Origin of the sequence: Microbacterium sp. MMO-56 (assembly GCF_037146215.1) — a bacterium.
GTDB lineage: Bacteria > Actinomycetota > Actinomycetes > Actinomycetales > Microbacteriaceae > Microbacterium.
On sequence record NZ_JBBCVW010000018.1, the window covers coordinates 1 to 25,338 of the forward strand.

At 69.9% G+C, this 25,338-nt stretch carries 26 protein-coding genes and 1 tRNA gene; 13 read left to right on the forward strand and 14 right to left on the reverse strand.

What is annotated here, in order from left to right; translation table 11 throughout:
* Positions 1-170 precede the first annotated feature (170 nt).
* The 4 genes from WFI00_RS14585 (at position 171) to WFI00_RS14600 (ending at position 3,767) form a co-directional block, all read left to right on the forward strand.
* Positions 171-1,013: a carbohydrate ABC transporter permease gene (locus WFI00_RS14585; protein WP_336632202.1), complete on the forward strand. Its 843-nt coding sequence runs from the start codon at positions 171-173 to the stop codon at positions 1,011-1,013.
* Positions 1,010-1,846, forward strand: coding sequence for a carbohydrate ABC transporter permease (locus WFI00_RS14590; protein WP_336632201.1), 837 nt, complete (start codon positions 1,010-1,012; stop codon positions 1,844-1,846). The genes WFI00_RS14585 and WFI00_RS14590 overlap by 4 nt, the downstream gene beginning before the upstream one ends.
* A 34-nt stretch (positions 1,847-1,880) precedes the next feature.
* Positions 1,881-2,933 (forward strand): LacI family DNA-binding transcriptional regulator, encoded by a 1,053-nt coding sequence (locus WFI00_RS14595; protein WP_336632209.1) that lies wholly within the window; start codon positions 1,881-1,883, stop codon positions 2,931-2,933.
* 357 nt (positions 2,934-3,290) lie between these two features.
* The gene (locus tag WFI00_RS14600; RefSeq protein ID WP_336632208.1) at positions 3,291-3,767 is read left to right on the forward strand and encodes a GNAT family N-acetyltransferase; all 477 of its coding nucleotides are present in this window, start codon (positions 3,291-3,293) and stop codon (positions 3,765-3,767) included.
* Here WFI00_RS14600 and WFI00_RS14605 read toward each other — a convergent pair.
* Positions 3,757-4,491, reverse strand: a complete 735-nt coding sequence (locus WFI00_RS14605; protein WP_336638485.1) for a hypothetical protein — start codon at positions 4,489-4,491, stop codon at positions 3,757-3,759. The two genes, WFI00_RS14600 and WFI00_RS14605, sit on opposite strands and share 11 nt — an antisense overlap.
* 839 nt (positions 4,492-5,330) lie before the next feature.
* Between WFI00_RS14605 and WFI00_RS14610 the strand changes: the two genes are divergently transcribed.
* Together WFI00_RS14610 and WFI00_RS14615 are read left to right on the forward strand one after the other, a co-directional pair.
* Positions 5,331-5,849, forward strand: coding sequence for a hypothetical protein (locus tag WFI00_RS14610; protein ID WP_336632199.1), 519 nt, complete (start codon positions 5,331-5,333; stop codon positions 5,847-5,849).
* A 209-nt stretch (positions 5,850-6,058) separates the two neighbouring features.
* The gene (locus tag WFI00_RS14615) at positions 6,059-6,652 is read left to right on the forward strand and encodes a peroxiredoxin (protein ID WP_336632198.1); all 594 of its coding nucleotides are present in this window, start codon (positions 6,059-6,061) and stop codon (positions 6,650-6,652) included.
* Positions 6,653-6,968: 316 nt separating this feature from the next.
* Here WFI00_RS14615 and WFI00_RS14620 read toward each other — a convergent pair whose 3' ends face one another.
* The 3 genes from WFI00_RS14620 to WFI00_RS14630 form a co-directional block, all read right to left on the reverse strand.
* A complete protein-coding gene (locus WFI00_RS14620) occupies positions 6,969-7,766 on the reverse strand; it encodes a CpaF family protein (RefSeq protein ID WP_336632197.1) in 798 nt (265 codons plus the stop codon).
* Positions 7,767-7,866: 100 nt separating this feature from the next.
* Positions 7,867-8,247 carry a GntR family transcriptional regulator gene (locus WFI00_RS14625; protein ID WP_336632196.1) on the reverse strand — a complete coding sequence of 127 codons (381 nt, stop codon included), beginning with the start codon at positions 8,245-8,247 and terminating at the stop codon, positions 7,867-7,869.
* A complete protein-coding gene (locus WFI00_RS14630) occupies positions 8,247-9,272 on the reverse strand; it encodes a hypothetical protein (protein WP_336632195.1) in 1,026 nt (341 codons plus the stop codon). Before WFI00_RS14630 ends, WFI00_RS14625 begins: the two co-directional genes overlap by 1 nt.
* Positions 9,273-9,416: 144 nt before the next feature.
* On the opposite strand from WFI00_RS14630, the gene WFI00_RS14635 reads away from it, so the two are divergent.
* Positions 9,417-9,872 carry a hypothetical protein gene (locus tag WFI00_RS14635; RefSeq protein ID WP_336632194.1) on the forward strand — a complete coding sequence of 152 codons (456 nt, stop codon included), beginning with the start codon at positions 9,417-9,419 and terminating at the stop codon, positions 9,870-9,872.
* Entirely contained in the window at positions 9,869-10,435 is a 567-nt protein-coding gene (locus tag WFI00_RS14640) for a hypothetical protein (protein WP_336632193.1), read from the forward strand. The genes WFI00_RS14635 and WFI00_RS14640 overlap by 4 nt, the downstream gene beginning before the upstream one ends.
* Positions 10,436-10,513: 78 nt before the next feature.
* Here WFI00_RS14640 and WFI00_RS14645 read toward each other — a convergent pair whose 3' ends face one another.
* Positions 10,514-11,122 (reverse strand): DUF4304 domain-containing protein, encoded by a 609-nt coding sequence (locus tag WFI00_RS14645; RefSeq protein WP_336632192.1) that lies wholly within the window; start codon positions 11,120-11,122, stop codon positions 10,514-10,516.
* Between the two features lie 113 nt (positions 11,123-11,235).
* Here WFI00_RS14645 and WFI00_RS14650 point away from each other — a divergent pair, with 113 nt between their 5' ends.
* The 3 genes from WFI00_RS14650 (at position 11,236) to WFI00_RS14660 (ending at position 13,050) form a co-directional block, all read left to right on the forward strand.
* On the forward strand, positions 11,236-12,072 hold the full coding sequence (locus tag WFI00_RS14650; protein ID WP_336632191.1) for a formate/nitrite transporter family protein: 837 nt from the start codon (positions 11,236-11,238) through the stop codon (positions 12,070-12,072).
* A gap of 8 nt (positions 12,073-12,080) precedes the next feature.
* Positions 12,081-12,162: transfer RNA gene (locus WFI00_RS14655), tRNA-Leu, on the forward strand.
* Positions 12,163-12,237: 75 nt separating this feature from the next.
* Positions 12,238-13,050 carry a DedA family protein gene (locus WFI00_RS14660; protein ID WP_336632190.1) on the forward strand — a complete coding sequence of 271 codons (813 nt, stop codon included), beginning with the start codon at positions 12,238-12,240 and terminating at the stop codon, positions 13,048-13,050.
* 2 nt (positions 13,051-13,052) lie between these two features.
* Here the strand turns inward: WFI00_RS14660 and ku are convergent, their stop codons facing one another.
* Positions 13,053-13,859, reverse strand: coding sequence for a non-homologous end joining protein Ku (gene ku, locus WFI00_RS14665; RefSeq protein ID WP_336632189.1), 807 nt, complete (start codon positions 13,857-13,859; stop codon positions 13,053-13,055).
* Positions 13,860-13,935: 76 nt separating this feature from the next.
* Between ku and WFI00_RS14670 the strand changes: the two genes are divergently transcribed.
* On the forward strand, positions 13,936-16,398 hold the full coding sequence (locus tag WFI00_RS14670) for an ATP-dependent DNA ligase (protein ID WP_336632188.1): 2,463 nt from the start codon (positions 13,936-13,938) through the stop codon (positions 16,396-16,398).
* 15 nt (positions 16,399-16,413) lie between these two features.
* On the opposite strand, the gene WFI00_RS14675 is transcribed toward WFI00_RS14670, so the two are convergent.
* The 5 genes from WFI00_RS14675 to murI all read right to left on the reverse strand — a co-directional run bounded on the left by WFI00_RS14675 (position 16,414) and on the right by murI (position 20,445).
* Positions 16,414-17,232: a hypothetical protein gene (locus tag WFI00_RS14675; protein WP_336632187.1), complete on the reverse strand. Its 819-nt coding sequence runs from the start codon at positions 17,230-17,232 to the stop codon at positions 16,414-16,416.
* 25 nt (positions 17,233-17,257) lie between these two features.
* Complete coding sequence (locus tag WFI00_RS14680) at positions 17,258-18,172, reverse strand: cation diffusion facilitator family transporter (protein WP_336632186.1); 915 nt, start codon at positions 18,170-18,172, stop codon at positions 17,258-17,260.
* A gap of 88 nt (positions 18,173-18,260) precedes the next feature.
* Positions 18,261-18,893, reverse strand: coding sequence for an RdgB/HAM1 family non-canonical purine NTP pyrophosphatase (rdgB, locus tag WFI00_RS14685; RefSeq protein ID WP_336632185.1), 633 nt, complete (start codon positions 18,891-18,893; stop codon positions 18,261-18,263).
* Complete coding sequence (rph, locus tag WFI00_RS14690; RefSeq protein WP_336632184.1) at positions 18,890-19,621, reverse strand: ribonuclease PH; 732 nt, start codon at positions 19,619-19,621, stop codon at positions 18,890-18,892. The genes rdgB and rph overlap by 4 nt, the downstream gene beginning before the upstream one ends.
* Positions 19,618-20,445, reverse strand: coding sequence for a glutamate racemase (murI, locus tag WFI00_RS14695; protein ID WP_336632183.1), 828 nt, complete (start codon positions 20,443-20,445; stop codon positions 19,618-19,620). Before murI ends, rph begins: the two co-directional genes overlap by 4 nt.
* 55 nt (positions 20,446-20,500) lie before the next feature.
* Between murI and WFI00_RS14700 the strand changes: the two genes are divergently transcribed.
* On the forward strand, positions 20,501-21,841 hold the full coding sequence (locus WFI00_RS14700) for a nicotinate phosphoribosyltransferase (RefSeq protein WP_336632182.1): 1,341 nt from the start codon (positions 20,501-20,503) through the stop codon (positions 21,839-21,841).
* 4 nt (positions 21,842-21,845) lie between these two features.
* On the opposite strand, the gene WFI00_RS14705 is transcribed toward WFI00_RS14700, so the two are convergent.
* Genes WFI00_RS14705 through WFI00_RS14715 form a run of 3 tightly spaced genes read right to left on the reverse strand, consistent with a single transcriptional unit; the run spans position 21,846 to position 25,236 of the window.
* Positions 21,846-22,118, reverse strand: a complete 273-nt coding sequence (locus WFI00_RS14705) for a DUF3039 domain-containing protein (RefSeq protein ID WP_336632181.1) — start codon at positions 22,116-22,118, stop codon at positions 21,846-21,848.
* A gap of 50 nt (positions 22,119-22,168) precedes the next feature.
* The gene (locus WFI00_RS14710) at positions 22,169-23,725 is read right to left on the reverse strand and encodes a hypothetical protein (RefSeq protein WP_336632180.1); all 1,557 of its coding nucleotides are present in this window, start codon (positions 23,723-23,725) and stop codon (positions 22,169-22,171) included.
* On the reverse strand, positions 23,701-25,236 hold the full coding sequence (locus WFI00_RS14715; protein ID WP_336632179.1) for an ABC transporter ATP-binding protein: 1,536 nt from the start codon (positions 25,234-25,236) through the stop codon (positions 23,701-23,703). The genes WFI00_RS14710 and WFI00_RS14715 overlap by 25 nt, the downstream gene beginning before the upstream one ends.
* Positions 25,237-25,338 lie beyond the last annotated feature (102 nt).

Sequence of the window (25,338 nt, forward strand, 5' to 3'; positions counted from 1 at the left end):
CCGCCCCCCCCCCCCCCCGCGGGCGGGGGGGGGGGGGGGGGGGGGGGGGCCCGCCCCCCGCCGGGGGGGGGGGGGGGGGGGGGGGGGGGGGGCCCCCCCCCCCCCCCCCCACGGCCGCGCGTACGCCGCTGCCGGCGGCGTACGCACCCTCATCAAGGAGCACACTCATCATGAAGAAGTCCCTCGCCCGCTGGGGGTGGCTGTTCACCGGCCCGACCGTGGCGGCGTTCATCATCGGGTTCATCATCCCGTTCGCCCTCGGCATCTATCTGTCGTTCACGGAGTTTCGCACCGTCACCCGCAGCACGTGGGTCGGCTTCGACAACTACGCCAAGCTCTTCGGCGACGAGGTCTTCGCCCACTCGCTGTGGTACACGGCGGCCTTTGCGATCGTCACGACGATCCTCATCAACGTCTTCGCCTTCGCGATCGCCTACCTGCTCGTCAAGAAGTTCCGCGGCCGCAACGTGTTCCGCTCGGTGTTCTTCATGCCGAACCTCATCGGCGGCATCGTGCTCGGCTACATCTGGCTGCTGCTGCTCAACGGTGTCCTCGCTTTCTGGGCCCGATCGATCACCTATGACGCCGCGTACGGATTCTGGGGCATGGTCGTCCTGATGTGCTGGCAGCAGATCGGCTACATGATGGTGATCTACATCGCCGGCCTCCAGTCGATTCCCGCCGAGCTGATCGAGGCCGCCGAGATGGACGGCGCGTCGCGCTGGCGGAGCCTGCGCAGCGTCGTCATCCCCCTCGTCATGCCCTCCATCACGGTGTGCACGTTCCTGACGATCACCAATGGCTTCAAGATGTTCGACCAGAACCTCGCGCTGACCAACGGCGCTCCGTCGCGCCTGTCCGAGCTGCTGGCGCTCAACATCTTCAACACCTTCTACGGACGACCCGGCTTCGAAGGCGTGGGCCAAGCCAAGGCGGTCGTCTTCCTGCTGATCGTCGCGGTGATCGCACTCGCGCAGAACCGCTATGCGCGCTCGAAGGAGGCGATCGCATGAACGACAAGGTGCGCCGCCCCTGGCTGTGGACGACCGTCTTCGCGGTCATCGCCGTCGCCTATCTGTTCCCCATCGTCCTCGTCGTCGTCAACTCCTTCAAGGACAAGGTCTACATCGCCTCGGAGCCGTTCGCTCTCCCCCGCGCAGAATCGTTCGTCGGCTGGGAGAACTACCTGCGCGGCATTCAGCTCACCGACTTCATCGCGTCGGCAGGGTGGTCGTTCGTCATCACGATCGGCTCCGCGATCCTGATCCTCGCGTGCACGTCGATGACCGCGTGGTGGATCGTCCGCATGGACAATCGCTTCGCCAAGACCCTGTATACGACGTTCCTCTTCAACCTCGTCGTGCCGTTCCAGATGGTGATGTTCACGCTGTCGTGGCTGGCCGACTACCTCGGGCTGAGCAACCCCTTCGGGCTGTGGATCATCTACCTGGGGTTCGGCGCGGGGCTGGCCGTGTTCATCTTCACCGGCTTCGTCAAAGGCATCCCGTACGAGATCGAGGAGGCCGCCACGATCGACGGCTGCGGACCCGTCCGCACCTTCTTCCTCATCGTGCTGCCCATCATGAAGCCCGCCGTGATCACCGTGGCTATCCTTGAGGTCATGTGGCTGTGGAACGACTATCTGCTGCCCTACCTGACGCTGGACCTGAAGAACTACAAGACGATCCCGATCGCGGTGCAGTACCTTCGCGGTGGATACGGATCGGTCGACATGGGGGCCATGATGGGCGTCCTGGTGCTCGCACTGATCCCGGTCATCGTGTTCTACTTCGCCAGCCAGAAGCACATCATCAAGGGTGTCGTCGCCGGCGCCGTCAAGGGATGATCGACCCCGTCGAGGAGGCTTCCGCGTGGCAGAGATGACCATCAAGGAGCTCGCTCGCATCTGCGGTGTCGCGGTATCGACGGTCTCGCGCGCGATGAACGATCGCTCCGACGTCAGTCCGCACACGCGGGCGCGCATCCGCGCCGCGGCCGAGAAGCACGGCTACGTGCCCAACTCCAGCGCCCGCCGGCTGAAGATCGGCTCGACCAAGACGATCTCGGTCTTCATCCAGGGCGAGTTCGGGCAGTTGCTGGTCGAAGTGCTGCAGCTGCTCGAACTGGCCTTCGCCGAGGCCGGTTTCGACACGACGATCTCGCACATCGCCGATGCCAGTCATGCCAATGCCGGCACGGTGGAGCGCATCGTGCGCGAGGGGAAGTTCGGCGGTGTCGTGTTCCTCGGCAGGTATGGGAACGCCGACCGCGAGGCTTCCGCTCAGCTGAGCCGTCGCCTCGCGGAGATCGACGTGCCGATGGTGTTCTGCACGACGCCGGACTACTCGGGCGCGGCGGCGCTGCATTCTTCGATCTCGGTCGATGACCACGCGGGCGCCCGCGACCTCACTGCGCATCTGGTCTCGCTCGGCCACCGCCGCATCGCGTTCGTCGGCGCCGGCGCCGAACCCGATCGCGAGCACGCGTGGGCGCTGCGACTTGCGGGCTACCAGGCCGGTCTGCGCGACGCCGGCATCGATCTCGACCCGGCGCTCGTGGTCGGCTCGGCGCTGGAGGAACAGACATACTCGATGCGCAACGGCTATGAGTCGATGCGTGTGTGGCTCCCCCAATCGCCGGACGATGTCACCGCGATCGTCGCGGTGTGCGACGCAGTCGCGATCGGCGCGAGCCGGGCACTCGACGAGAGACGGCTATCCGTCCCGACCGACATGTCGATCGTGGGCTTCGATGGTCTCGATGTCGCCAACTACGTCGTGCCGAGCTTGACCACCATCGTCCAGCCGGTGGCCGAGATCGCGCAGAGTACGGCACGAGTGCTGCTGGCGACGATGGCCGAGCCGACCCGTGCGATCGAGCAGGTCTGGATCCGCGGGCGCCTGATGACGGGAGAGTCCGTGCGGCCGCGGTGACGAGGGCGCACGAATGGCCTGGCGGAACGAGACGGAAATCCCTTCCGCGGGGGCGCGAAGTCTTTCCGAAGCGTGACGCGATCATCCGCTGCAGCCGCGAACTCACCGGCGAGGTGATCGAACCCGACTTCCGCACCTTCCCAACCCGACCAAGACACGAAGGATCGCACGATCACCGATACTCCACGCCCAAAGACCTGCCCGACCCTGGTCGGCGACACGGTCACATTGCGCAACTACTCGCTTGCGGATACCGCGCTCGTGCGCACTGTCGTGGATGACCCGCACATTCCGTCGATCACGTCGGTTCCTCGACATGGCGATGACGCGGCGATCGAAGCGTACATTCAACGCTAGATCGGACGCGCACGCGACGGCGAGGGGTATCAGTTCGTTGTACTCGACACGCACTCGGGTGTCGCGGTGGGTCAGGCCGGCGTCATGCTCCGCTCCCTCGACGAGGGTCGAGCGGGTATCGGCTACTGGATCTCACCCGCGCAGCGACGCCGAGGCTATGCGACGGCGGCGCTGCGCATGCTGGTCGGATGGGCGTCCGCTATCGAAGGCGTCGAACGTCTGGAGCTCGTCGTCGAGCCGTGGAACGAGGGATCGTGGCGGGCCGCGGAGGCCGCGGGGTTCGTGCGCGAGGGCCTGCTCCGTCGTTGGGAACGCGTGGGCGGTGTCAGCCGCGACATGTACATGTACGCCTACCTGCCCACTGACGCTCCGCACGATCGGGACACCATCGTGTCAGGCTCGCCGGCGCCAGCGGTTGCGAAGGGAGACGAGACACCTCGCTTCGTCAACGCCCGCGCGCTCGATGTCACCAGCTGAGCCGTCGCGCCACAGCGTCGGCTGCGGCGCTCGGGAACTGATCCCAGCCCGTTTCGAAGATGCGCCGCGTCAAGAGGAACAGGTCGCGCGCCGCGGCGTCGGCGGGGCCGTCGAGTGCCGTGGCGATGGCTTCGGCCCAAACGGGGTAGTCGGCTTCAAAGCGCCGGGTCGGATCGATGCGGTCGCGCGTCGCCGGGGAACTGCCGGCGAAGCGTCCCCGAATAGCGCGGAGAAGGTGGTTTACGGCCCACGTGCGGATGAACTGGCCGCCGTTCAGTACCTCGCCGCGCCGAACCCGTCCGACGCCGAGCAGCAGCTTGACCAAGACGAGGCGCACGTCGTTCTCGGGGTCGAACGAGTCAGCTTCGGCAGCAGCGGCTTGTCCCGCTTCGATGAGAGCGGCGGTGGTGCCGGAGGCGTCGTCGACGACGACGCTGGCGTCGCCGGCGACGACGCTTGACAGTTCGGCGGGCTCGGCAAGAGCGAACTCGAGTACGTGGCCGTCGTCGTAGACGACGACGAACCCGACCGAGCCTTCGCGGGCGATGAGCACGATGCGTCCCGCGTCGGGCAGCCAGTTGAGCGCAGTGCGTGCTTCGTCTCCCCTGCCGGGCACCGCGATCGCGAAGAAGTCGTGGTCTGACCATTCGTCGCGGCGGTGGTCGCCTGCCCTCGACGCGGAGCCGAGGAGGACGAGCCCGAGGAGCTCGTCCGCGGAGCGCACGCCTCGGGTTAGGCCGTCACTGATGGCCGTGAACCTTTCGGGCGTGGTCACGAGAGTCTGGCCACGGACACGTCGCACGCAGCCGGCCGCGGTGCTTCTGGGGCGACAGCCCGCAGCGGCGACGCCGGACCCTGGCTGAGGAAGCGGGGCGAACCGTCGTAGGTGGCCTCGCTGATGGGACACCGGCTCGGATCGTGGTGCGGCATTGCCGTCCTCCCTCTTCGGAAAGTCGACGTTTCTGCCCGCACAGCGATTCACCGCCGAGGTCGCGACACGCCTACCGTAGCAGTGACGAGACACTCTGCAGCGCCGCCATCCATGTCCTGAGTCATCGCACGCGACGAGACCGTGTGCCAGAACGGCATCTCCGATGCAAAACGAAACTCCCCGCTCGCGAGCGGGGAGTTCAGTTTCAGTCTCACACGAGGTCAGTTCATTGGACCAGCGTTTGAGTAACTACGATGTGGCTGGACTGATAAGACGTGGCATGGCGTTCCATGTTCATGACCATAGGGTGGCCGCCGACGTCGAATGTTGTCAAGGAGTTAATTCCATGTTTCGGCACATGGAACGCCAAACATGGAACGCCAGGCGTGGAACGGTTCCAGGTCAGTACGCGACCGGGACCGGCGGCGGGGGGACTGCTGAACGAGCAATGACAGGTGGCGGGGCTTGTTTCGTGCCCGTCGAGGAACCTCAATCGCACGGCTCGAGGCCCGTACGCTTCGTTCCTGATTCGCGCGATGCCCGGATAGGGATCACGAGGGGCCGCTCGGCGCCGTCGGTCACGGAGCGCCGGGAGCGCCGGCCACTTCTGAACCGCACTGTAAGTTTCGATCATGACGCCCGAAGGAATTGCTGCTCTTGTTTCGGCGGGCGCTGCTGTGATTGCACTCTTCGCCGCGCTCTTCGCTTGGCTGCAGCGACCGAAGCCAAACCTGCAGCTGTCCCACTTCGTCATTGATGATTCGGCGTGGCACAGCGAGTCTGACGTGGTCCGGGTGAAGGCGATCGTCGTGAACCACGGCGACGCACCCGCGCTGTCCGTGACGCTGTGGCTTCGAAAAGAAGGAATGCCGCGCCGTTGGATGCGAACGTCGGCGGCGGACTACTGGGCAGCGATCTACCCGGGCGAAGCAATCGCCTACACGACGCACACGACGTTGAACCTCTGGCAGCCGAAGAAGGATCTGTTTGTCAGCGGAGCTGGAGGGCTCGCCAAGTTCGACGGCGCGAAGCTACGCGTAAGGAGGCTCGGGAAGTTCCACGTCCCGATGTGCAAGACCTGGGACCTGGATCGTCGCCACCGACGCCAAGGACGCTCGACCCGAGACTTGCCGACCCTGAATGACAACTAGTCCCGGGAGGGTAGCACTGGCCCCGCTCGGAAACCACGCTCGCGCGCACACCCCCGCTCAACGCGCAATGCCCGTATGGGGATCGTCTTGCGGGCACCCGCATGGCACTCCTCGAGCGTTCCGGTGTCTCATAACCTAAGTGCCTCGAAACCCATGGGATGTGAGACAGGGGCGGCAGAAGGACAGCGCATAGAACCTATGCTGACGGCATGGCAACCAACCTCAGTTACCTCCCCGCAGATTTGCCGGTCCCCGTCGACGACGGTGCCGCAGACCACCTCCCTGGCCTTTCTATCCCGCATCTGACTCTGCCGACCGCAGACGGTGAGACCGTGGCACTGAACGAGCTGGGGACTGGTCGCACGGTGATCTATTTGTATCCTCTCAGCGGTCGGCCCGGAACGGAACTGCCTGAGGGATGGGACTCCATTCCGGGCGCGCGCGGTTGCACTACCGAGGCATGCGACTTCCGCGACCACCACAGCGACCTCCGCGACGCGGGAATAAGCGCTGTCTATGGATTGTCCAGCCAAAGCACCGACTACCAAGCCGAGATCGTTGAACGACTCAGATTGCCGTTCACGATGCTCTCCGACGCAGATTTCCAGCTCGCTGACGCCCTAAAGCTTCCCACCTTTCAAGCACCTAGCCAGGACCGGCTCTACAAGCGGCTCACACTCATCGTCCATGACGGACGGATCGAGCACGTGTTCTACCCGATCTTCCCCCCGAACACCCATGCTCAGCAGGTCTTGACCTGGCTGACCATGGCAACGGGACAAGCTCATCGCCCTGTCTCATAACCTCAGTGTCTCGAAACCCATGGGATACGAGACAGTCGCCCCACCTCGCGCGATCGGCTGACGCACACGAGTGTTGAGGACTTCGGACAGAAGTGCCGATGACTTCGGACATTGACACGACGGCATCCGGCCGACGTCGACACGCCGTGCCGAAACCCTGTACCAAAACCTCCCGTCCCGTGCCGCAGTGGTAAACGTTTCCGGCACGACGACTAGGCACGTATGCAGGCTGAGTGTTGCCTATTCGTTTGAGGTCGCGCGATGACTTCAGATGCAACTACGAGTACCGATGGCCTGCGCACAAGATCACCTCTAATCAGGCCTTTCTTGTGCCCTCGAGGCTCGGCTGACGTCCCTGCAGCGCCACCAGGTCGGGCGCCGTGACCGCGAGCTCGAACGTCTCCTCCACGGTGATGATGCGCTGCTCCGGCGGGCACTCGGCGATCAAGGCCGCGAGCAGGGTGGTCTTGCCGGCGTGCGTCGCACCCGACACGAGGACGTTCCTGCCTGTAGCCATCGCATCGGAGAGCATCGCGGCCACATCCGCCGGCACGCTTCCCGCCGCCACCAGATCGTCGAGACTCCGCCGCGTGCGAAGGAACTTGCGGATGTTCACCGCGTGGTGCGCGCGCGTGATTCCCGCGGCGGCCACGTGCAACCGACTGCCGTCCGGCAGCGAGGCATCGACGAAGGGCTCGCTCAGATCGAGGCGGCGCCCGGTGGCGTGCAGCATCCGCTCGATCAGGTCGCGGACCAACTCGTCGGTGAGCGGCAGTCGCACGCGCTCGCTGCGCCCGTCGCGGGCGACGAACACCGTCTCTGGATCGTTGATCCAGATCTCCTCCACATCCGGATCGTCCAGCAGTGCCTGCAGCGGCCCGTACCCTGCGACGCGTGCGAGGACGTCGCGGACGCCCGCCCTCTCGTCGTCGATGAGCTCGAGGCCGCGCGCCAGCGCGACGTCGTTGTGGCGGCGGATCTCGGCGCGAGCCGTGAACTCCGCCCGATCCGGTTGTCGTAGCGGATCCGCCTGCTCCTCGCGCAGAATCGCCCGCACACGCTCGGCGACCGCCTGCACAGCGGAGCCGGGAGGAACCGGGGCGACGAGACTCACACGCGCATCCTGCCCGTCTCCGGCGAAGGGCCGGCGCGCTTATCCACAGGGCGCGCTCCACGGCGCGCTGTCGACGAGCCGCGCGCGTCGGCACGCGGCGTCAGCCCGAGGTGTCCCCTGCCTCGACCGGCCAGACGCTGCGCAGGACGTCGATGACGTCGTTGCGGTCGGCACCCGCCGACGTCGCCTCGTCGACGAGGTCCCGGATGCGCGCGATCACCACCCTCGGCAGGAGCGCGGCCGACGCGGCGACACGTGTACCCGCGGCGGTCCGACTCACCACGAGCCCGTCCTGCTCCAGCATCTTGTAGGCCTTCGCGGCCGTCCCCGGAGCGACGCCGAGATCCGCCGCCGTCTGCCGCACGGTGGGGAGCCGTTCGTTCGCCGCGAGCTGACCCGACACGATCAGGGCGCGCAGCTGCCGATAGATGTCGACGGCGGGACTGCCCTCGTCGGTCGGCGCCAGGAGAATGGTGGCCATCACTTGACGGTCACCGTTCCGGCGGGCTCCGCGGCGACCGCGGCGGATTCCCGCGCGATCGGCGGCCGACGCCAGCCCCGCGCCGCGGTCGCCAGGAGGAGCACGAGCGCCGCGGTCTCGAGCACGGGGGCAGACCATCCCGCCATGACGGCGAGTTCGGCATAACGCCACGCCGCGTCGTAGGTGGCATCCGCCTCGCCCCCACCGATCGAGAGGGTCGACACGGTTCCCGATGCGGCGATGAGTCGCCACGCCTCCGCGACCGACAGCAGGGTCGCACCCATCGCGATGCGGGTCGTGCCTGCGGCGGTCGCGCGGCGGCCCCGCCGCTCGGCGACGACGGTCTCGGCACGCAGGAACGGACGCGCCGCGTTGCGGTCGAGCACCGCCCAGGCGACGGCGGCGAGCGACACCAGGCACACCAGCACAGGAACGCCGTAGGACCAGCCGAAGAACGGGAGCCGGATCGGATCGATGGCCGCCTCGTTCGGGATCGGAATCACGAGCCAGGTCGAGTTCCCGTCGTCGTCGGGCGACGAGGCCAGGCCTGCGGCGATCGTCGTCGCCGCGGAGACGAGCGCCACGATCGCGGCTACAGCGAGCTCCGCACGCGAGCTGAAACTCGTCCAGCCGCGCCGTGCGGCCGTGAGCACGGGCGCTTCCGGCACGGAGGTTCCGCGCGTCACGACCACTCCGAGGACGACGCACAGCCCGACGACCGCACACGCGACCGGGACCGCGAACCGCCACCACGGCAGGAGCCCGGGCGCCGTGACGAGGTACCCGCGGACGACGAACTCGCCGAAGAACACGACGACGACGGTGACGGCGACGATGGCGAGCACGCGGACCTCGGGAACGTAGCGCGCGTTCACGGACGGAGTCACCGTGCCCATGCCCGGCTCTCGTGACACGACGAGGATGATCGTCGTCACCACCACCGCGACGAGGAGCGCCGCGGGCGGGAAGGACAGCACTCCCCACACGAGGTCCAGGGGATCGACAGTACGTCCGGCGAGAGGCATCGGGGCTCCTTCGAGGTTTGTACTGCTTGTCTATCACAACTTGTGACACACGGACAGTACAAAGTTCTTCGCGGCGTCTCACGGACGACGTATGCACGGTCCTCCTTCTCTCGAGCCGCGCCCGAACACGGCTACCGTTCGAGAGTGGGATTCTCGCCGCTGGGGTTCGTCGTGAGCGTCTTCGTGCTGGCCCCGACTCTCCTTCTGGCCCCGTTTCCGCCACGCGATCCGGCTCCCCCACTGCAGCTGCCACCGGCGCTCGCGTGGACCGAGCGGGTGGGACAGGCCCTGTGCGTCGTCGTCCCCGCCGCCACCGCACCGGGGGAGATCGTGTGGTGGTGGGCCCTTCCCGGCATCGCGGCACTCCTCGGCTACAACGCGCTGTGGGTGCGCTACCTTGCGACCGGTCGCCGTCGCGCCGCTCTCTACGACACGGTGTGGCGCGTGCCCGTGCCGATGGCCGTCCTTCCCGTCGTGGTCTTCCTTGCCACGGCGGGACTGCTGAGCAATCCGTCGATCGCCGTCGCCGCCGTCGTCCTCGCCGCCGGACACATTCCCGCGTCGCTCAGCGCGGCACGAGCCCTGGCCCACCGCTCGTGAGCGCCGTCCGCGCGGAGCTGTGGTGGATGCCCGTGGGCGCGGGCGGGCACGTGGTCGTCCACACCAGCAGGTGGTGGGAGCTCGTCCGCGCTCGCCGCGAGCATCGACATCCGCGGCCTCTGTTCCATGCGGCGCTCGAGGTGATCGCGGATGCGCATCGCACGGTCATCGAGATGACGCCCGCGTGGGGTCAGCCGGCGGACGCGAGCGGCGTCGTCAGGGAGGGCCCGGTGGGCCTGCGACCGCTCGGCCGGTGGCGGCTGTTCCGCTACGAGGTGCGCGCCTGGCCGGACGGAGCGATCCCCGACCGCGCGTACGCGGTGGACTCGCCCACCGCGATCCCGCTCACGCCGGCGGCGAGGGATGCCCTGTTCGCGTCCCTCGCCGAGGTGCCGCCGTTGACGTGGGGACGCCCCGTGGTCCCCGGCGGCGACATGTGGAACAGCAACGCCGTGATCTCCTGGCTGCTCACGCGCGCCGGCGTCGATGCGACGCGGCTCTCCCCTCCCCGAGGCGGCAGCGCCCCCGGCTGGTCCGCCGGCATCGCCCTCGGCGCGGACTGACTCGTCAGGACTCGGCTCGCTGCTGCAGAGATCGAGCCGCAGCATCCGCGTCCGCACCGACACGCTGCGGACGCCTCCTCACGCGGGGAGGGTGGCGCCGTAGCGGTCCGCGACCTCGACGAACCGCCGTCTCAGTATCGGCCACCGGTCCTCGTGTCCGAAGCGGGCGGTCGCCTGTGCGAGCTGCGCATCACGGGACTGCTCGTCCCCGATGGCGCACCACCAGGCGAAGAGATCCAGGTCGAGTCCGGCCCCGGCGTCGCGCTTGACCCGCGCGAGCGCCTCCGCCGTCTCGATTCCCCCCAGATGGTCGGCGAGAGTCACCATCGCGTCGCGGAAGCGCGGTATCAGCTGATCGTCCGACCACGTCTCCAGATCGATCCATTGCGCCGGCCAGCCGACGATGCCCTCGAAGCGCTCCCGGTACTGCGGGGTCGCCGCCGTCAGCACATCGGGCACGCTCCGCCCGATCGCCCGATCGAACTCGGGAACGTAGACCGCACCCTCGACGTAGACGCGCACTGTCGTGGCGGTGTTGCCGTGGCTGCGTTGCAGCACGATCTCCTGCAGGGCGGAGGGGGACTCGTGGACCCACGTCAGTCGCTTCTTGCGGTACCCGCGGGGCTTGAGGACCGGCACGACGGCGCCGGCCACGAGCGCATCCAAGCGGTCATCCAGGTCTGTCATCTCTCCCCCATCGGCGCATCGATCACAGAGCGACCTTACCGGCGCCGAACGTCCGCCTATTGATACGGCTCCCACGACGACCTTGTGGCCTGACCACATGCGAGCATGATCCCATGCTCAGCATCCCCGACACCCTGGTCGTGCAGGCCGACGCGGCGGTCCACAAGTCGGAGGCGCTCCGCTCCCCCGGCCGCTTCCTCGTGTCCGGAATGCTCGCCGGCGCATACATCGGGGTCGGCGTCGTACTGATGGTCGCCACGGCCGGACCGCTCCTCGCGGCCGGATCGGGGTTCGCCAAGCTCGTGAGCGGACTCGTCTTCGGCGTCGCCCTCACGCTCGTCGTCTTCGCCGGCGCGGACCTCTTGACCAGCGCGATGATGATCCTCCCGATCGGAGCGCTGATGCGCGCCGTCCCGCCGTGGCGCGCCCTGGCCACGTTGGTGGCAACCCTCGCCGCCAACGTGCTCGGCGCGCTCGTGTTCGCGGGCCTCATCGTCGCGTCCGGCGTGCTGCACGCCAACGCGCCCGCGGGCAAGATGCTCTCCGACATGCTGGCTGCCAAGGCGGACGAGGGGCCCGTGGAGCTGTTCGCGCGCGGCGTCCTCTGCAACGTCCTCGTCTGCCTCGCGATCTGGATGGCCGCCCGGGTCCGCGACGACGTCGCCAAGATCCTGCTGATCTTCGCCGCGATTCTCGCGTTCATCAGCTCGGGGTTCGAGCACGTCGTGGCCAACATGACCACGTACGGCATCGGACTGTTCAGCGGCGACCCGCACGCGACGTGGGGCCTGTTCGCCTACAACGTCACCTGGGTGGGCCTCGGCAACCTCGTCGGCGGGGCCATAGTCGTGGGTCTCGGCTACTGGGTGATCGGCGGATCCCCGCGCGGCGGCCTGCCCCGGCGGCATGCGGACGTCCCGATGGACGCCCCGCCGGCCCGCGTAGACTGATCTCCTCCGCGGGAGTGGTGAAATCGGCAGACACGCAGGATTTAGGTTCCTGTGCCTTCGGGCGTGTGGGTTCAAGTCCCACCTTCCGCACAGGAGGCGCAGGCTACGCTCTAATCCTCCGCGCCTTCGGCGCCCCTCCCCCGCCCACCGATCGACGGGACCCCTGTGCACGCTCTCGCCCTCATCCCCTGGCTCGACCCGCAGGTCATCATCAACTCCGCGGGTCCCTGGGCCCTGCTGGTGGTGTGCTTCATCGTGTTCGCCGAGACGGGGCTCCTCGTCGGCTTCCTGCTGCCGGGTGACACGCTGCTGGTCATCTCGGGTCTGCTCACGCACACCAACGACATCTTCGGCGTCAACATCTGGATCGTCTCGCTGCTGATCGCCCTCGCGGCGTTCGTCGGCGGTGAGGTCGGGTACCTGATCGGGCACAAGGGCGGGCCGGCGGTCTTCGAGCGGAAGGAATCCGGCCTGTTCAGCCGCAAGAACGTCGAGCGCACGAACGCGTTCTTCGAGCGGTACGGCGGCCTGACGGTGATCCTCGCCCGCTTCGTCCCCATCGTGCGCACCTTCGCCCCCGTCGCCGCGGGCGTCGGCCACATGCCGTGGCGCCGCTACTCGCTCTACAACCTGATCGGCGCCCTCCTGTGGGGCTTCGGACTGACGATGATCGGCTACCTCATCGCCTTCATCCCGTGGATCGCGGACCTCGTCACGAAGTACATCGACGTGATCCTCCTCGCCGCCGTCGGCGGGACGGCGCTCATCACCCTGTGGCACTACTTCTCCGAGCGCCGCAAGGTGAAGAAGGAGCTCGCCGCCGGCGAGCCCGCGATGACCGACGCCGCAGCGGCCGAAGAGCTCACTCTGCCTGCGGTCGCCTTCGAGACCGCCCCCGAGGTGCACCGCGTCGCGCCCGAGGTCTTCGACACGCCGCCGTCTGCGACCCCCGGCACCGAGGACGACCGCCGCGCCTGAGCTCAGGAGGCGTCCGCGCGAGCGGCGCGGGCGCGCTCCACGCTCGCCTTCAGCGCCGCCATCAGGTCGATGACCTGTCCGCCGCCCGTCGCCTGCTCGTCGTCGCCGAACGTCTCGGACGTGTCCAGGGCATCGCCCTTCTCGAGCTTGGCGTCGATCAGGGTGCGCAGCTCCTGCTGGTACTCGTCGACGAACTCGTCCGGATCGAAGTCGCTCGAGAAGCTCTCGACGAGCGACGCGGACAGCTCCAGCTCCTTCGCCGAGATCCGCACCGGCTCGTCGAGCGACGGGAAGGCGGCTTCACGAACCTCATCGGCCCACAGCAGCGTCTGGAGCACGAGCACGTCGCCGCGCACCCGGAGCGCCGCGAGCCGCGTCTTCTGGCGCAGCGAGAACCGCACGATCGCCGTGCGATCGGTCTGCTCGAGGGTCCTGCGCAGCAGGACGTACGCCTTCGGCGAGGCCGAGTCCGGCTCCAGGTAGTACGGGCGGTCGAGCGTCAGCAGGTCGATCTGATCGCTCGGCACGAACTCGACGACCTCGATCTCGCGGCTGCGCTCCGCGGGCAGCGATGCGATGTCCTCCGCCGTGAGCACGACGGTCCGCTCACCGTCGTCGTACGCCTTGTCGATGTCCGCGTACGGGACGACCTCGCCGTCGATCTCACAGATGCGCTGGTACCGGATGCGGCCGCCGTCCGCCGCGTGCACCTGATGCAGGGGGACATCGTGGTCCTCGATCGCCGAGTAGACCTTCACCGGCACGTTGACCAGGCCGAAGGTCAGGGCGCCCTTCCAGATCGCTCTCATCGCCCCAGTCAACACCGGCGCCGCCTCGCGCCGCCAGGGGGTCCGCGCGCTCGCCCGCACGGGCTAGCCTGACGCCATGGCAGCACGCGGGCAGCTCGTCGACGTCGACGGACGGCGTCTGCGCCTCTCGCACCTCGACAAGGTGATGTACCCGGAGACCGGCACGACCAAGGGCGAGGTGATCGACTACTACACGCGTATCGCCCCGGTGATGCTGCCGCATCTGCGCGGCCGCCCCGTGACACGCCTGCGCTGGCCGGAGGGGGTCGCAGATCCGCCCTTCTTCGCGAAGGATCTCGAGCGCGGCGCCCCGGCCTGGCTGGCGCGGCGCGCCATCGACCACACCGGCGGCGCCAAGGACTACCCGCTCGTCGACGACGTCGCGGGGCTCGTCTACCTCGCTCAGGTGGCGAGCCTCGAACTGCACACGCCGCAGTGGCGCTTCACCCGCCCCGAGGGCACGGACGGGCGGGGGCGACCCGACCGCCTCGTCCTGGACCTCGACCCGGGGACCGGCACGGGTCTCGCCGAGTGCGCCGAGGTCGCCCGTCGGGCGCGCGCGATCCTGCGGGACATCGGCCTTGATCCGCTTCCCGTGACCAGCGGGTCGAAGGGCATCCACCTCTATGCGCGACTGGACGGCACCCGCTCGTCCGAAGAGATCTCCGCCGTCGCGCACGAGCTCGCGCGCGCCCTCGAGGCCGATGATCCCGCCCTCGTCGTGAGCGCGATGTCGAAGGCGGCACGACCCGGCCGCGTGTTCGTCGACTGGAGTCAGAACAACGCGGCGAAGACGACCATCGCGCCGTACTCGCTGAGAGGACGGCCGACGCCGACGGTCGCCGCTCCCCGCACCTGGTCGGAGCTGGACGATCCCGCCCTGCGGCACCTCACGTCGTCGGAGGTGCTGGACCGCGTCGCCGCCGACGGCGACCTCCTCGCCGCACTCGCACCGACGCCGGGCGACGCGCTGCGCGCCTACGTCACCAAGCGGACGCGCGGCGCGACGCCCGAGCCCTTCCCTCCCGACGCTCCGGACGTCGCGGACGATCCGGGTGATCCGGATGCCGGCGACACTCCCTCACCCGTCGGTGGCGCATCCGCCGGGAGCCCGTGCGGGGGCCGTCGGTTCGTCATCCAGGAGCACCATGCCTCGCGCCTGCACTACGACCTCCGCCTCGAACGGGACGGTGTGCTCGTCAGCTGGGCCGTGCCCCGCGGCATCCCCGCCGCCGGAACGCCCGATCACCTCGCCGTCATGACTGAGCCCCATCCCCTCGACTATCTGACCTTCGCCGGCACGATCCCCGAGGGCCAGTACGGCGCCGGGACGATGACGGTGTGGGACACGGGATGCATCGAGGTGGAGAAGTGGCGCGACGACGAGATCCTGCTCACGGCGACGGGCCGCCCGGACGGACCGCTCGGAACCGCGCGCCTCGCGCTCATCCGCACGTCCGGTGACGGCGAGAAGTCGCAGTGGCTGCTGCACCGCCGGAAGGAGGCCGGTGCCCCCGCCACGACCCCTCCCGTCGGAGGGCGGACGACACCGAGGGTCGACGCCGCTTCTCGGCCCGACGCCCCGATGCTCGCGGTCGCCGCCACGGCCGGCGTCGCCGCGGCCGCAGCGGCGCGAGGCGACGCGCCCTGGGTGGAGTTCAAGTGGGACGGCGTCCGCGCGATCGGGACCTGGGACGGCCGGAGGCTCTCCCTTCGCGCGCGCAGCGGCACCGACATCACCGCGCGCTATCCCGAGCTCACGGCCGTCGATCTCGGACTCGGCGCGGAACCCGCCGTCGTCGACGGCGAGCTCGTCGCGATGGATGCGGCGGGTCGACCGAGCTTCACGCGCCTGCAGGCACGCACGCACCTGACGAAGCCGCGGGAGATCGAGCGCGAGACCGTGCGCACGCCCGTGTCGTACCTCCTCTTCGATCTGCTCCGCCTCGGCGGTGAAGACGTCGCCTCACGCCCTCTCCGCGAACGACGGACGCTCCTGGACCGCGTCGCCGCGTCGGCGACCGGGCCCGTCGCGCTCCCGCCCGTCGCCGACGATCTCGGAACCGCCCTCGAGGCCGCCCGCAGCCTCGCCCTGGAGGGTGTCGTCGTCAAGGACCCGCGCTCCCCCTACCGCCGCGGAACACGATCGGAGGAGTGGCTCAAGGTGAAGATCACCGCGACGCAGGACGTCGTGGTCGGGGGGATCCGGCCCGGGCGCGGTGCACGCGCGGGCGGCATCGGGTCGCTGCTCCTCGGCATCCCCGAGGGCGGCGCGCTCCGCTACGTCGGGCGGGTGGGGTCCGGCTTCAGCGACCGAGAGCTCGCCCGGCTGGAGGCGCTGCTGCGCCCGCTGACCACCGACGCGAACCCGTTCACGGGCGTCCCCGCCGCCGACGCGTCGGACGCGATCTGGCTGCGGCCCGACGTCGTCGGCGAGGTCGAGTACGCCGAGTTCACCCCTCGCGGCACACTGCGCCACGCGCGCTGGCGCGGCGTCCGGGCCGATGTCGAACCCGGCGGCGTCCGGCGCGATGCATGATCCGCCCGATCAGCGTCAGGCAGGGGCGGACGACGGATCCGGCGCGACGTCGGTGAACACGCCCACGCGGTCGCCGTCCAGGACGAAGCGGAGCGCGGTCCCGAGGGGGAACCGCGCACGCAGTGCCTCCGTCGAGGACGAACTCACGACGAACTGCACCGTCGCGGGGAACTCCCCGGCGCGGCACGACCAGAACACGTCGCCGCGCACGGAGCCGTCGGTGCCGAACCCGTCGGCGGGTGCGACCATGATGCACTCCGAGTTCGAGCCGAACACTCCCACCCCCATCGGCGTGGGCACGACGATCAGCCCCTCGAACGCGAATCCCGTCGCGGCCTCGCCGGGCACCCAGCCCTTCATCTCCGCGGGCGCGTCGACCCGCTCGGTGAGCGTCGCGATCTGCCGGCCCGCCGCGGTGGCGACCGGCGGCACCGACGCGAGACCGAACACGAGGGTGCCGACGACGACCGCCACGACGAGCATCGACGCGGCCCAGGCGACGAGCCAGTGCACCGCGATCCGCCGGGGACGCGCGATCGGCGCGGGTCCGTCCGACGCGCTGTCGGCTCCGGTGCTCGGGGGCTCGTCCTCCCCCGCGGCCGTCGAGGTCGGCGCGGCGGGGGCGCCCGACGGATCGGCGAACAGGCGGCGGACCTCCACGTCCTGGATGTCGTCGGGCGCGGGCGGGAGGTCGGAGCGCTCGGCCTCGTCGCGCGCACGCGATTCCAGCTCGCTCAGCCGCTCCTGGGCGAAGGGATCATCGGCGATCCCGGAGCCGGGTCCGTAGGCGCGACGGCGCAGCTCGGCGAGTTCGTCGCGGGTTGCGTCATCCATCCCCTGCATCCTCGCACGGCCGCACTCAGTGCGCGTCGGCTTCGAGGTGGCCGGTCGGTTCGAACTGGAAGGTGGAGTGCTCGACGTCGAAGTGATCGGCGAGGCAGGCCTGCAGTGTGGAGAGGAGGCGCCCCGCGCCGCCCCCGGTCAGGACCTCCGGCTCGACGACGACGTGCGCCGTGAAGACCGGGGCGCCGCGCGTCAGCTGCCACACATGGATGTCGTGCACGTCGGCGACGCCGTCGGCCCCGAGGATGTGCTCGCGGATCGTCGCCACATCGGTACCGTCGGGCGCGCGCTCCCCCAGCACGGCGAACACCTCCCGCAGGAGGGAGATCGCCCGCGGCACGATCATGACCGCGATCACGAGCGATGCGATGGCGTCGGCGGGCATCCACCCCGTCAGGACGATCACGACCGCCGCGACGATCACGACCGCGGAGCCGAGGAGGTCGCCCATCACCTCGAGGTAGGCGCCGCGGACGTTGATCGAGGTCCGCTGCGCCGCCGACAGGAGCCACATCGAGATCGCGTTCGCGATGAGTCCGACCACGGCGACGACGATCATCAGGCCGCCCGCGACCTCGACCTCGCTGGGCTGCAGCAGCCGCCCGACGGCCTCGACCGCGATCCACACGCAGAGGACGATGAGCAGCACCGCGTTGATGAGCGCACCGAACACCTCGGCCCGCTGATAGCCGTAGGTGTTGCGGGCGTTCGCGGGCCGTGCGGCGACGATGCTCGCGATGAGGGCGATGACCAGCGCCGAGGCATCGGCGAACATGTGCGCAGCGTCTGCGAGAAGCGCGAGCGATCCTGTGACGACCGCACCCACGACCTGCACGACCATCACGACCGAGGTGAGCGTGAGCGAGATGGCGAGAAGACGGTGGTTGGCCTGTCCGCGGACCCCGGAGACGCTGTGGGCGTGATCGTGCATGACTCGAGGCTATGCCCGGGCGCGGTCCTCCCGCCGCGATCGCGGCCAGTCGGGAATGAGGACGATTTTCACTCGCCCCGCGGTGCTCCTACAGACCCTGCAGAAGCGGCAGCAGGGCGTGGAACGCGCGGGCCCGGTGGGACACGGCGTTCTTCTCGGCGGCCGTGAACTCGCCCGCCGTCCGCGCCGGCCCGGCGCCCTGGTCATCCGGCACGAAGATCGGGTCGTAGCCGAACCCGCCGGTACCCGCGGATGCGGCGGCGAGCCGCCCCGGCCAGACGCCGGCGACCGTGTGCTCGATGGGCGCCGCGTCACCGTCCCCGGGGATCACGAGCGCGATCGTCGAGACGAACTGCGCCGTGCGATGCGGGTCGGCGATGTCGGAGAGCTGATCGAGCAGCAGATCGAGGTTCGCCTGCGCATCCTTGCGATGGCCGGCCCAGTACGCCGAGAACACCCCGGGCGCTCCCCCCAGCACGTCCACGCAGATCCCGGAGTCGTCCGCGAGGGCGATCAGACCCGTGTGCGCCGCCGCGGCGCGCGCCTTGATGAGCGCGTTCTGCGCGAAGGTGACCCCGTCCTCCACCGGCTCGGGACCGTCGTACGCGACGACCTGCAGGTCGGGGCGGACCGCGGCGACGATCGCGTCGAACTCCGCGACCTTGTGCGGATTGTGCGTCGCGAGCACCACTCGGCGCGCGCGGGACTCGACGCCGCTCACGAGACGAGAGCCGCCGTCTGGGCCTCGCGCAGATCGGCACAGCCCGCGACGCCGAGCTCCAGCAGCGCGTCGAGCTCGCGCTTGTCGAACGGGGCCCCCTCGGCGGTCCCCTGGACCTCGACGAACAGACCACGCCCGGTCACCACGACGTTCATGTCGGTCTCGGCGCGGACGTCCTCGACGTAGGCGAGGTCGAGCATCGGCTCGCCGTCGATGATGCCGACGGAGACGGCGGCGACGGAATCGTGCAGGACCTTCGCGTTCTTTCCCACCAGCCCCTTCGCGCGGCCCCACTCGACGGCATCGGCGAGGGCGACGTAGGCTCCCGTGATCGCCGCCGTACGTGTGCCCCCGTCGGCCTGCAGCACGTCGCAGTCGATGACGATGGTGTTCTCGCCGAGCGCCTTCGTGTCGACCACGGCGCGCAGAGCCCGACCGATCAGGCGGGAGATCTCGTGCGTGCGCCCGCCGATCCTGCCCTTGACGGCTTCACGGTCGTTGCGCGAGTTCGTCGCTCGCGGCAGCATCGCGTACTCCGCCGTCACCCAGCCCTTGCCCTTGCCCGTCAGCCAGCGCGGCACGCCGCCCGTGAACGAGGCCGTGCAGAGCACCTTGGTGCCGCCGAAGGAGATGAGCGCCGAGCCTTCGGCGTGGGCGCTCCAGCCCCTCTCGATCGTCACGGGGCGGAGCTGGTCGACGGAACGGCCGTCGGCGCGGGTGGTGGTCATGCGCGTCCTTTCGGAAGGTCGATCGCGCCGGTCTGCACGAGGCGCACGGCGGAGACGCCGCGGCCCATCAGACGGTCGGCGAGGCGGAGGAAGTCGTCGGCGGAGTCGCCGGTGGCCTCGTACACGTGGGTCGGCGAGGCATCCGGCCCCGCGAGCAGGTCGCGCGACACCAGTTGCCGGTAGACGTCCTTCGCCGTCTCGCTGTCGCTCGAGACGAGAGACACGTCGGGCCCCATGACGTAGCTGATCGCGCCCTCGAGGAACGGATAGTGCGTGCAGCCGAGGACCAGAGTGTCGACGTCCGCCTCGCGCAGCGGCGCGAGGTACTCGGCCGCGACGGCGAGGACCTCGGCGGAGTCCGTGACGCCGGCCTCCACGAACTCGACGAAGCGCGGACACGCCTGCGCGAACACGTCGAGGTCGGCGTTGACGCCGAGCATGTCCTGGTAGACGCCCGATCCGATCGTGCCGGCGGTGCCGATGACCCCGATCCGGCGGTTGCGCGTCGTGGAGATGGCGGTGCGCACCGCGGGGCCGATGACCTCGACGACGGGCACGTCGTAGCGCTCGCGCGCGTCGCGGAGCATCGCGGCGGATGCCGTGTTGCAGGCGATCACGAGCATCTTCACGCCCTCGTCGACCAGCGTGTCCAGCACCTCGAGACCGTAGCGACGCACATCCGCGATCGGCTTGGGACCGTAGGGCGAGTGCGCCGTGTCGCCGATGTACAGCAGCGACTCGCGGGGCAGCAGCTGCGAGACCGCGCGGGCGACGGTGAGACCGCCGACGCCCGAGTCGAAGATCCCGATAGGCGCGTCCGTCACGATCCCCCACTGTACCCGGCGATGCCGGGGCGCTCCGCGTCGATAGAGTGACGGCATGTCCCGAGGAGCATCCGCGGCGCCCTCCAGCGCCCTGCTGACCGACCGATACGAGCTGACGATGATCGATGCGGCGCTGCGCGACGGCACCGCGTCCCGTCCGTGCGTGTTCGAGCTGTTCGGGCGGCGCCTCCCCGGTGCGCGCCGGTTCGGGGTCGTCGCCGGCACCGGGCGCCTGCTCCAGGAGCTGCGCGACTTCCGCTTCGGCGAGGAGGAGCTGCGCTTCCTGCGCGACCACGACGTCGTCAGCGCGCAGACCCTCTCCTTCCTCGAGGGCTACCGGTTCACGGGCACGATCCGCGGGTACCGCGAGGGCGATCTCTACTTCCCCGGGTCGCCGGTGCTCACCGTCGAAGGAGGCTTCGCCGAGGCCGTCGTGCTCGAGACCCTGGCCCTGAGCATCCTGAACCACGACTCGGCCGTCGCGAACGCCGCGGCCCGCATGAGCATCGCCGCCGGCGACCGGCCGCTCGCCGAGATGGGCTCGCGCCGCGCGGCCGAGCACTCCGCCGTCGCCGCGGCGCGCGCCGCGTACATCGCCGGATTCGGCGCCACGAGCAACCTGGAGGCGGGCCGCACGTGGGGCATCCCCACGATGGGCACCGCGGCGCACGCGTGGACGCTCCTGCACGACACCGAGGAGGAAGCCTTCCGGAGCCAGATCGCCGCGCTCGGCGTCGACACGACGCTCCTCATCGACACCTACGACATCCGCGAAGGGGTCGCGACCGCCGTCCGGGTGGCGGGCACGGGGCTGGGCGGCGTGCGCATCGACTCCGGCGACCTGCCCACCGTCGCGGCCGAGGTGCGCGCGCAGCTGGACGGCCTGGGCGCGACGGGGACGAGGATCACGGTGACCAGCGATCTCGACGAGTTCGCGATCGCCGCCCTCGCAGCCTCCCCCGTGGACGCCTACGGCGTCGGCACCTCGGTCGTCACCGGCTCCGGCGCCCCCACCGCGGGCATGGTCTACAAGCTGGTCGCCCGGCAGGACGCCGCCGGCGGCTGGGTGTCGGTCGCGAAGGCATCCGCCGAGAAGGCGTCGACGGGAGGCCGCAAGGCGGCGTTCCGCACCCTCGCGGACGGCGTCGCCACGAGCGAGCTGATCGCCGTGTCGGACGGCTTCGAGGAGGTGCAGACGGCGTCCGCGCATCCGGATGCGCGCGCTCTGCAGGTGGTCCTCGTCGACCACGGCGACATCGACACGGAGTTCGAGGGCCCGGCGGGCGTCGAACGCGCCCGGACGCACCATGCCGAGGCGCGCGCGGAACTCCCGCGCAAGGCGCTCGCGCTCAGCCGCTCGGATCCGGCTCTGCCGACCGTCTACATCGACGCGTGAGGGCTCAGCCCATCAGCGACTCGTAGATCTCCTTGCACGTGGGGCACACCGGGAACTTCTCCGGGTCGCGCCCGGGAGTCCACTTCTTGCCGCAGAGGGCCCGCACGGGCTTGCCCGTGATCGCGGACTCGAGGATCTTGTCCTTCTTGACGTAGTGCGAGAAGCGCTCGTGATCGCCGGGCTCGATGTTCTCCTCGCGCAGGAGCTCCTCGAGTTCGCGATCGAGCGTCAGGGTCCCGCCGTCGTCCGGTCTGCCGGGTCCGTCCAGGGTGCTCATGGCATCCGAGTCTAACGGCCGGCGGGGCGCCCGGGACGGACTGTGCACGCTCAGGTCGACTCCACGAACTCCATGAGACGACCGCCGCCGCGGTCGAACACGCGACCGCCGATCAGGATGCCCGCGACGAGCACCACGGCTCCGACGAGCAGGCCCGTCCACAGCGCCGCCCAGGCGAAGCCCGCCTCGAGCGTGAGGGCGAGCCAGCCGAACCACAGCGCAGGAACGCTCAGGACGAGTGCACCGAGGAGCACCGCGGCCTGGGCGAGCCCGCCGTTCGTGCGCTGCGGCTGCTGGAACGGGCTGTCGCCGGGGCGGGACGCCGCGTACGGCGCGGCGGCCGACGAGATGGACGACAGTCCCAGCCCGCAGAGGAACAGGCTCGCGCAGACGCCGGCCAGCGCGGGGAGCACCGCCCACCGGCCGTGCAGCGACACCGAGATCGGGACGGCGACGCCGAGCGTCGCGACGCCCAGGACCGCCACCGGGACGAGGCGACCGATCCGGTCCGACACGCCCCGCATCGCACTGGCGACGTGCATCCAGAGCGCCGTCGAGTCGTAGGCGAGGTCGTTGTGCGCGAGCCAGCCGAAGAACAGCGCCATCAGCGGAGCGGGGATGAGCGCGACGTAGGCGACGGGCACGCCCACGACCAGCAGCGGCACGACCACCACGACGGCGGCGACGGGCACGATCACGAGGTTCACGAGGTACCGGGGATCGCGCAGCCAGTAGACGAGGCTGCGCGCGGCCGTGCCACCCGCCGGCGTGCTCGGCGTCAGAGCGAACCACCCCAGTCCCGCACGCTCGCGCCCCGATCCGGGACGTTCGGTGGTGGTCATGAGCAGCGTCGCCAGTCGGAACCACAGGGCGCCGAGCACCGCCACCGTCGCGATCGCGACGAGGAGCGGCAGGACCGGGTCGCCGCCGAGGGAGGCACCCGGGACCGCCCATGCCGCACCCAACGGAGTCAGCGCGAGGACGTCGACCGCGTCGCGCAGCGCCGGCGGGACGGCGCCCTCCCCGCCGAGAGACGCGAAGAAGACGGCGACCGGCACGATCACGACGAGGAGCGCCACCAGGAAGACGCCGCTCAGCTCCCGCGAACGTCGCTCGCGGAGAAGGAGCCCTCCGATCGCCAGCGCGATCCGGCTGGCCAGCAGACAGGTGACCACTCCGAGCGCCATGCCGACGACGGTCATCGTGACGGATGCACCGTGGGCGGTCCACACTCCCCCGATCGCGACCGCGGCGACGATCAGCGCGAGGACGGGAACGCTGAGAACGCTGGCGAGCAGGATCGCCGCGGCGATCGGCCCCGGCGAGGCGCCCAGCACCGCGAAGCGGCGCGGGTCGAGCTGGTCGTCGGCCCCTCCCACCAGAGCCGCCGCGAAGAAGCCGAGGGCGAGCGCGGACCCCGCGACGACCGTGACGGTCTGCGCGACGAGGTCGCTCGCCCCGTGCAGGCGAGCCGCACCGACGACCACCGCGGCCAGCGCCGCGACGATCAGGGCGATCCCGGCGATGATGCGGGCGCGGTGACGTCCGTCGCCGCGCACCGCCCCGACGAGGAGGTCGAACCTCAGTCGGAGAACGTGTGCAACCACTCCAGGCCCTCCACGTCCGCGATGCCGGCGGACAGCTCGATGAACCGCTGCTCGAGCGAGAGCTCCCCGCGCACGTCGTCGAGCGTGCCCTGGGCGAGCACCCGGCCGGCCACGATGATCGCGACACCGCTGCAGACGCGTTCCACGAGATCCATGCCGTGACTCGAGAGGATCACGGTCCCCCCGTGCTCCACATAGGCGGCCAGGATGTCGAGGATCACGGCGGAGGAGACGGGATCCACGGACTCGAAGGGCTCGTCGAGGACCAGCACGCGCGGCGAGTGGATCATCGCCCCCGCCAGCATGAGCTTCTTCGTCATGCCGGTGGAGAAGTCGGAGACCTGCCGGCCGAGGGCCTCGGTGAGATCGAACGCCCGGGCGAGATCCGCGGTGCGGGACTCGACGACGGTGGACGCGAGCCCGCGGAGCACCCCGTAGTAGTGGAGCAGCTGCCGGCCGGTGAGCCGGTCGAACGTACGCAGCCGATCGGGCAGGATGCCCATCTGCTGCTTCGCGCGGCGGGGGTCGGCGGACAGGTCCACCCCGGCGACCTCGATCGAGCCCGCGTCCGCTCGGAGCAGGCCCGCGATCAGGGACAGGGTGGTCGTCTTGCCCGCACCGTTGGGGCCGACGATCCCGTAGAAGGTCCCTGCGGGGACCGTCAGGTCGATCCCGTCGACGGCGCGGGTGCCCCCGAAGCTCTTGGTCACCGCCCGCAGCCGCAGGGCGGGGACGTCCGCGACGGGGAGCGCCTCACCGTCGTCGTCGGAGGCGATGACGGCGAGAAGGTCCTCCGCCGGCCCCTGGTCGTCGTCCGAGACGGATTCGTCGCCGAGCACGACGGTCTCTTCCTGGGGCCCGGGTTCGGGTTCGGGCTCGGGTTCCTCGGGAGCCGGGACCTCGATCGGCTCGTCCACGACGACCTCGGGCTCGTCGAGAGCCACCTGCTCGTCCACGACGACCTCGGGCTCCTCGAGAACCACCTGCTCGTCCACGACGACCTCGGGCTCGTCGAGAGCCACCTGCTCGTCCACGACGACCTCGGGCTCGTCGAGAGCCACCTGCTCGTCGGCGGCTGCCTCGGGGTCCTCTTCGGGCTCCGCAGAGGCAACCGTCTCGGCGACGACCTCGGTGTCCGGCGACGCGGCGTCGTCGACGGCAGGCTCGTCGGCGGTGATCGCCGGGTCCTCCGACTCCGACTCCGCCGCCTCGTCGAAGCGCGCCGCCGCGACGGATGCCGGCACGGCCGGCGGCGGTGGCACGGGCGAGGTGCGAGCCGATGCGGTCGTCTTCCCCGCCCGCGGGGTGCGGGGTGCACGCTTCTTCGGCCGCGCCGGGCGAGCCGGGCGCGAGGACTCCGGGCTCGCCGGACCGGAACCCGTCGGCGCGTCCGTCCGAGCGGGCGACGCACCCGCGGCCGCGGCTTCGGCGGCGCTGACGGCGGGCAGAGGCGGCGTGGAGACAGTGTCCTCGCCGGCGTCGTCGTCGGGCTGCGGCAAGGAGGCGGTCACCGGACCAACCTACCAAGCCGGATGTACGCGTGCCCGGCCTCTTTCCCTCCGTGACGACGGCCCCTAGGATCACGGAAACGCAACGGACCGGGCCTTTCCTGC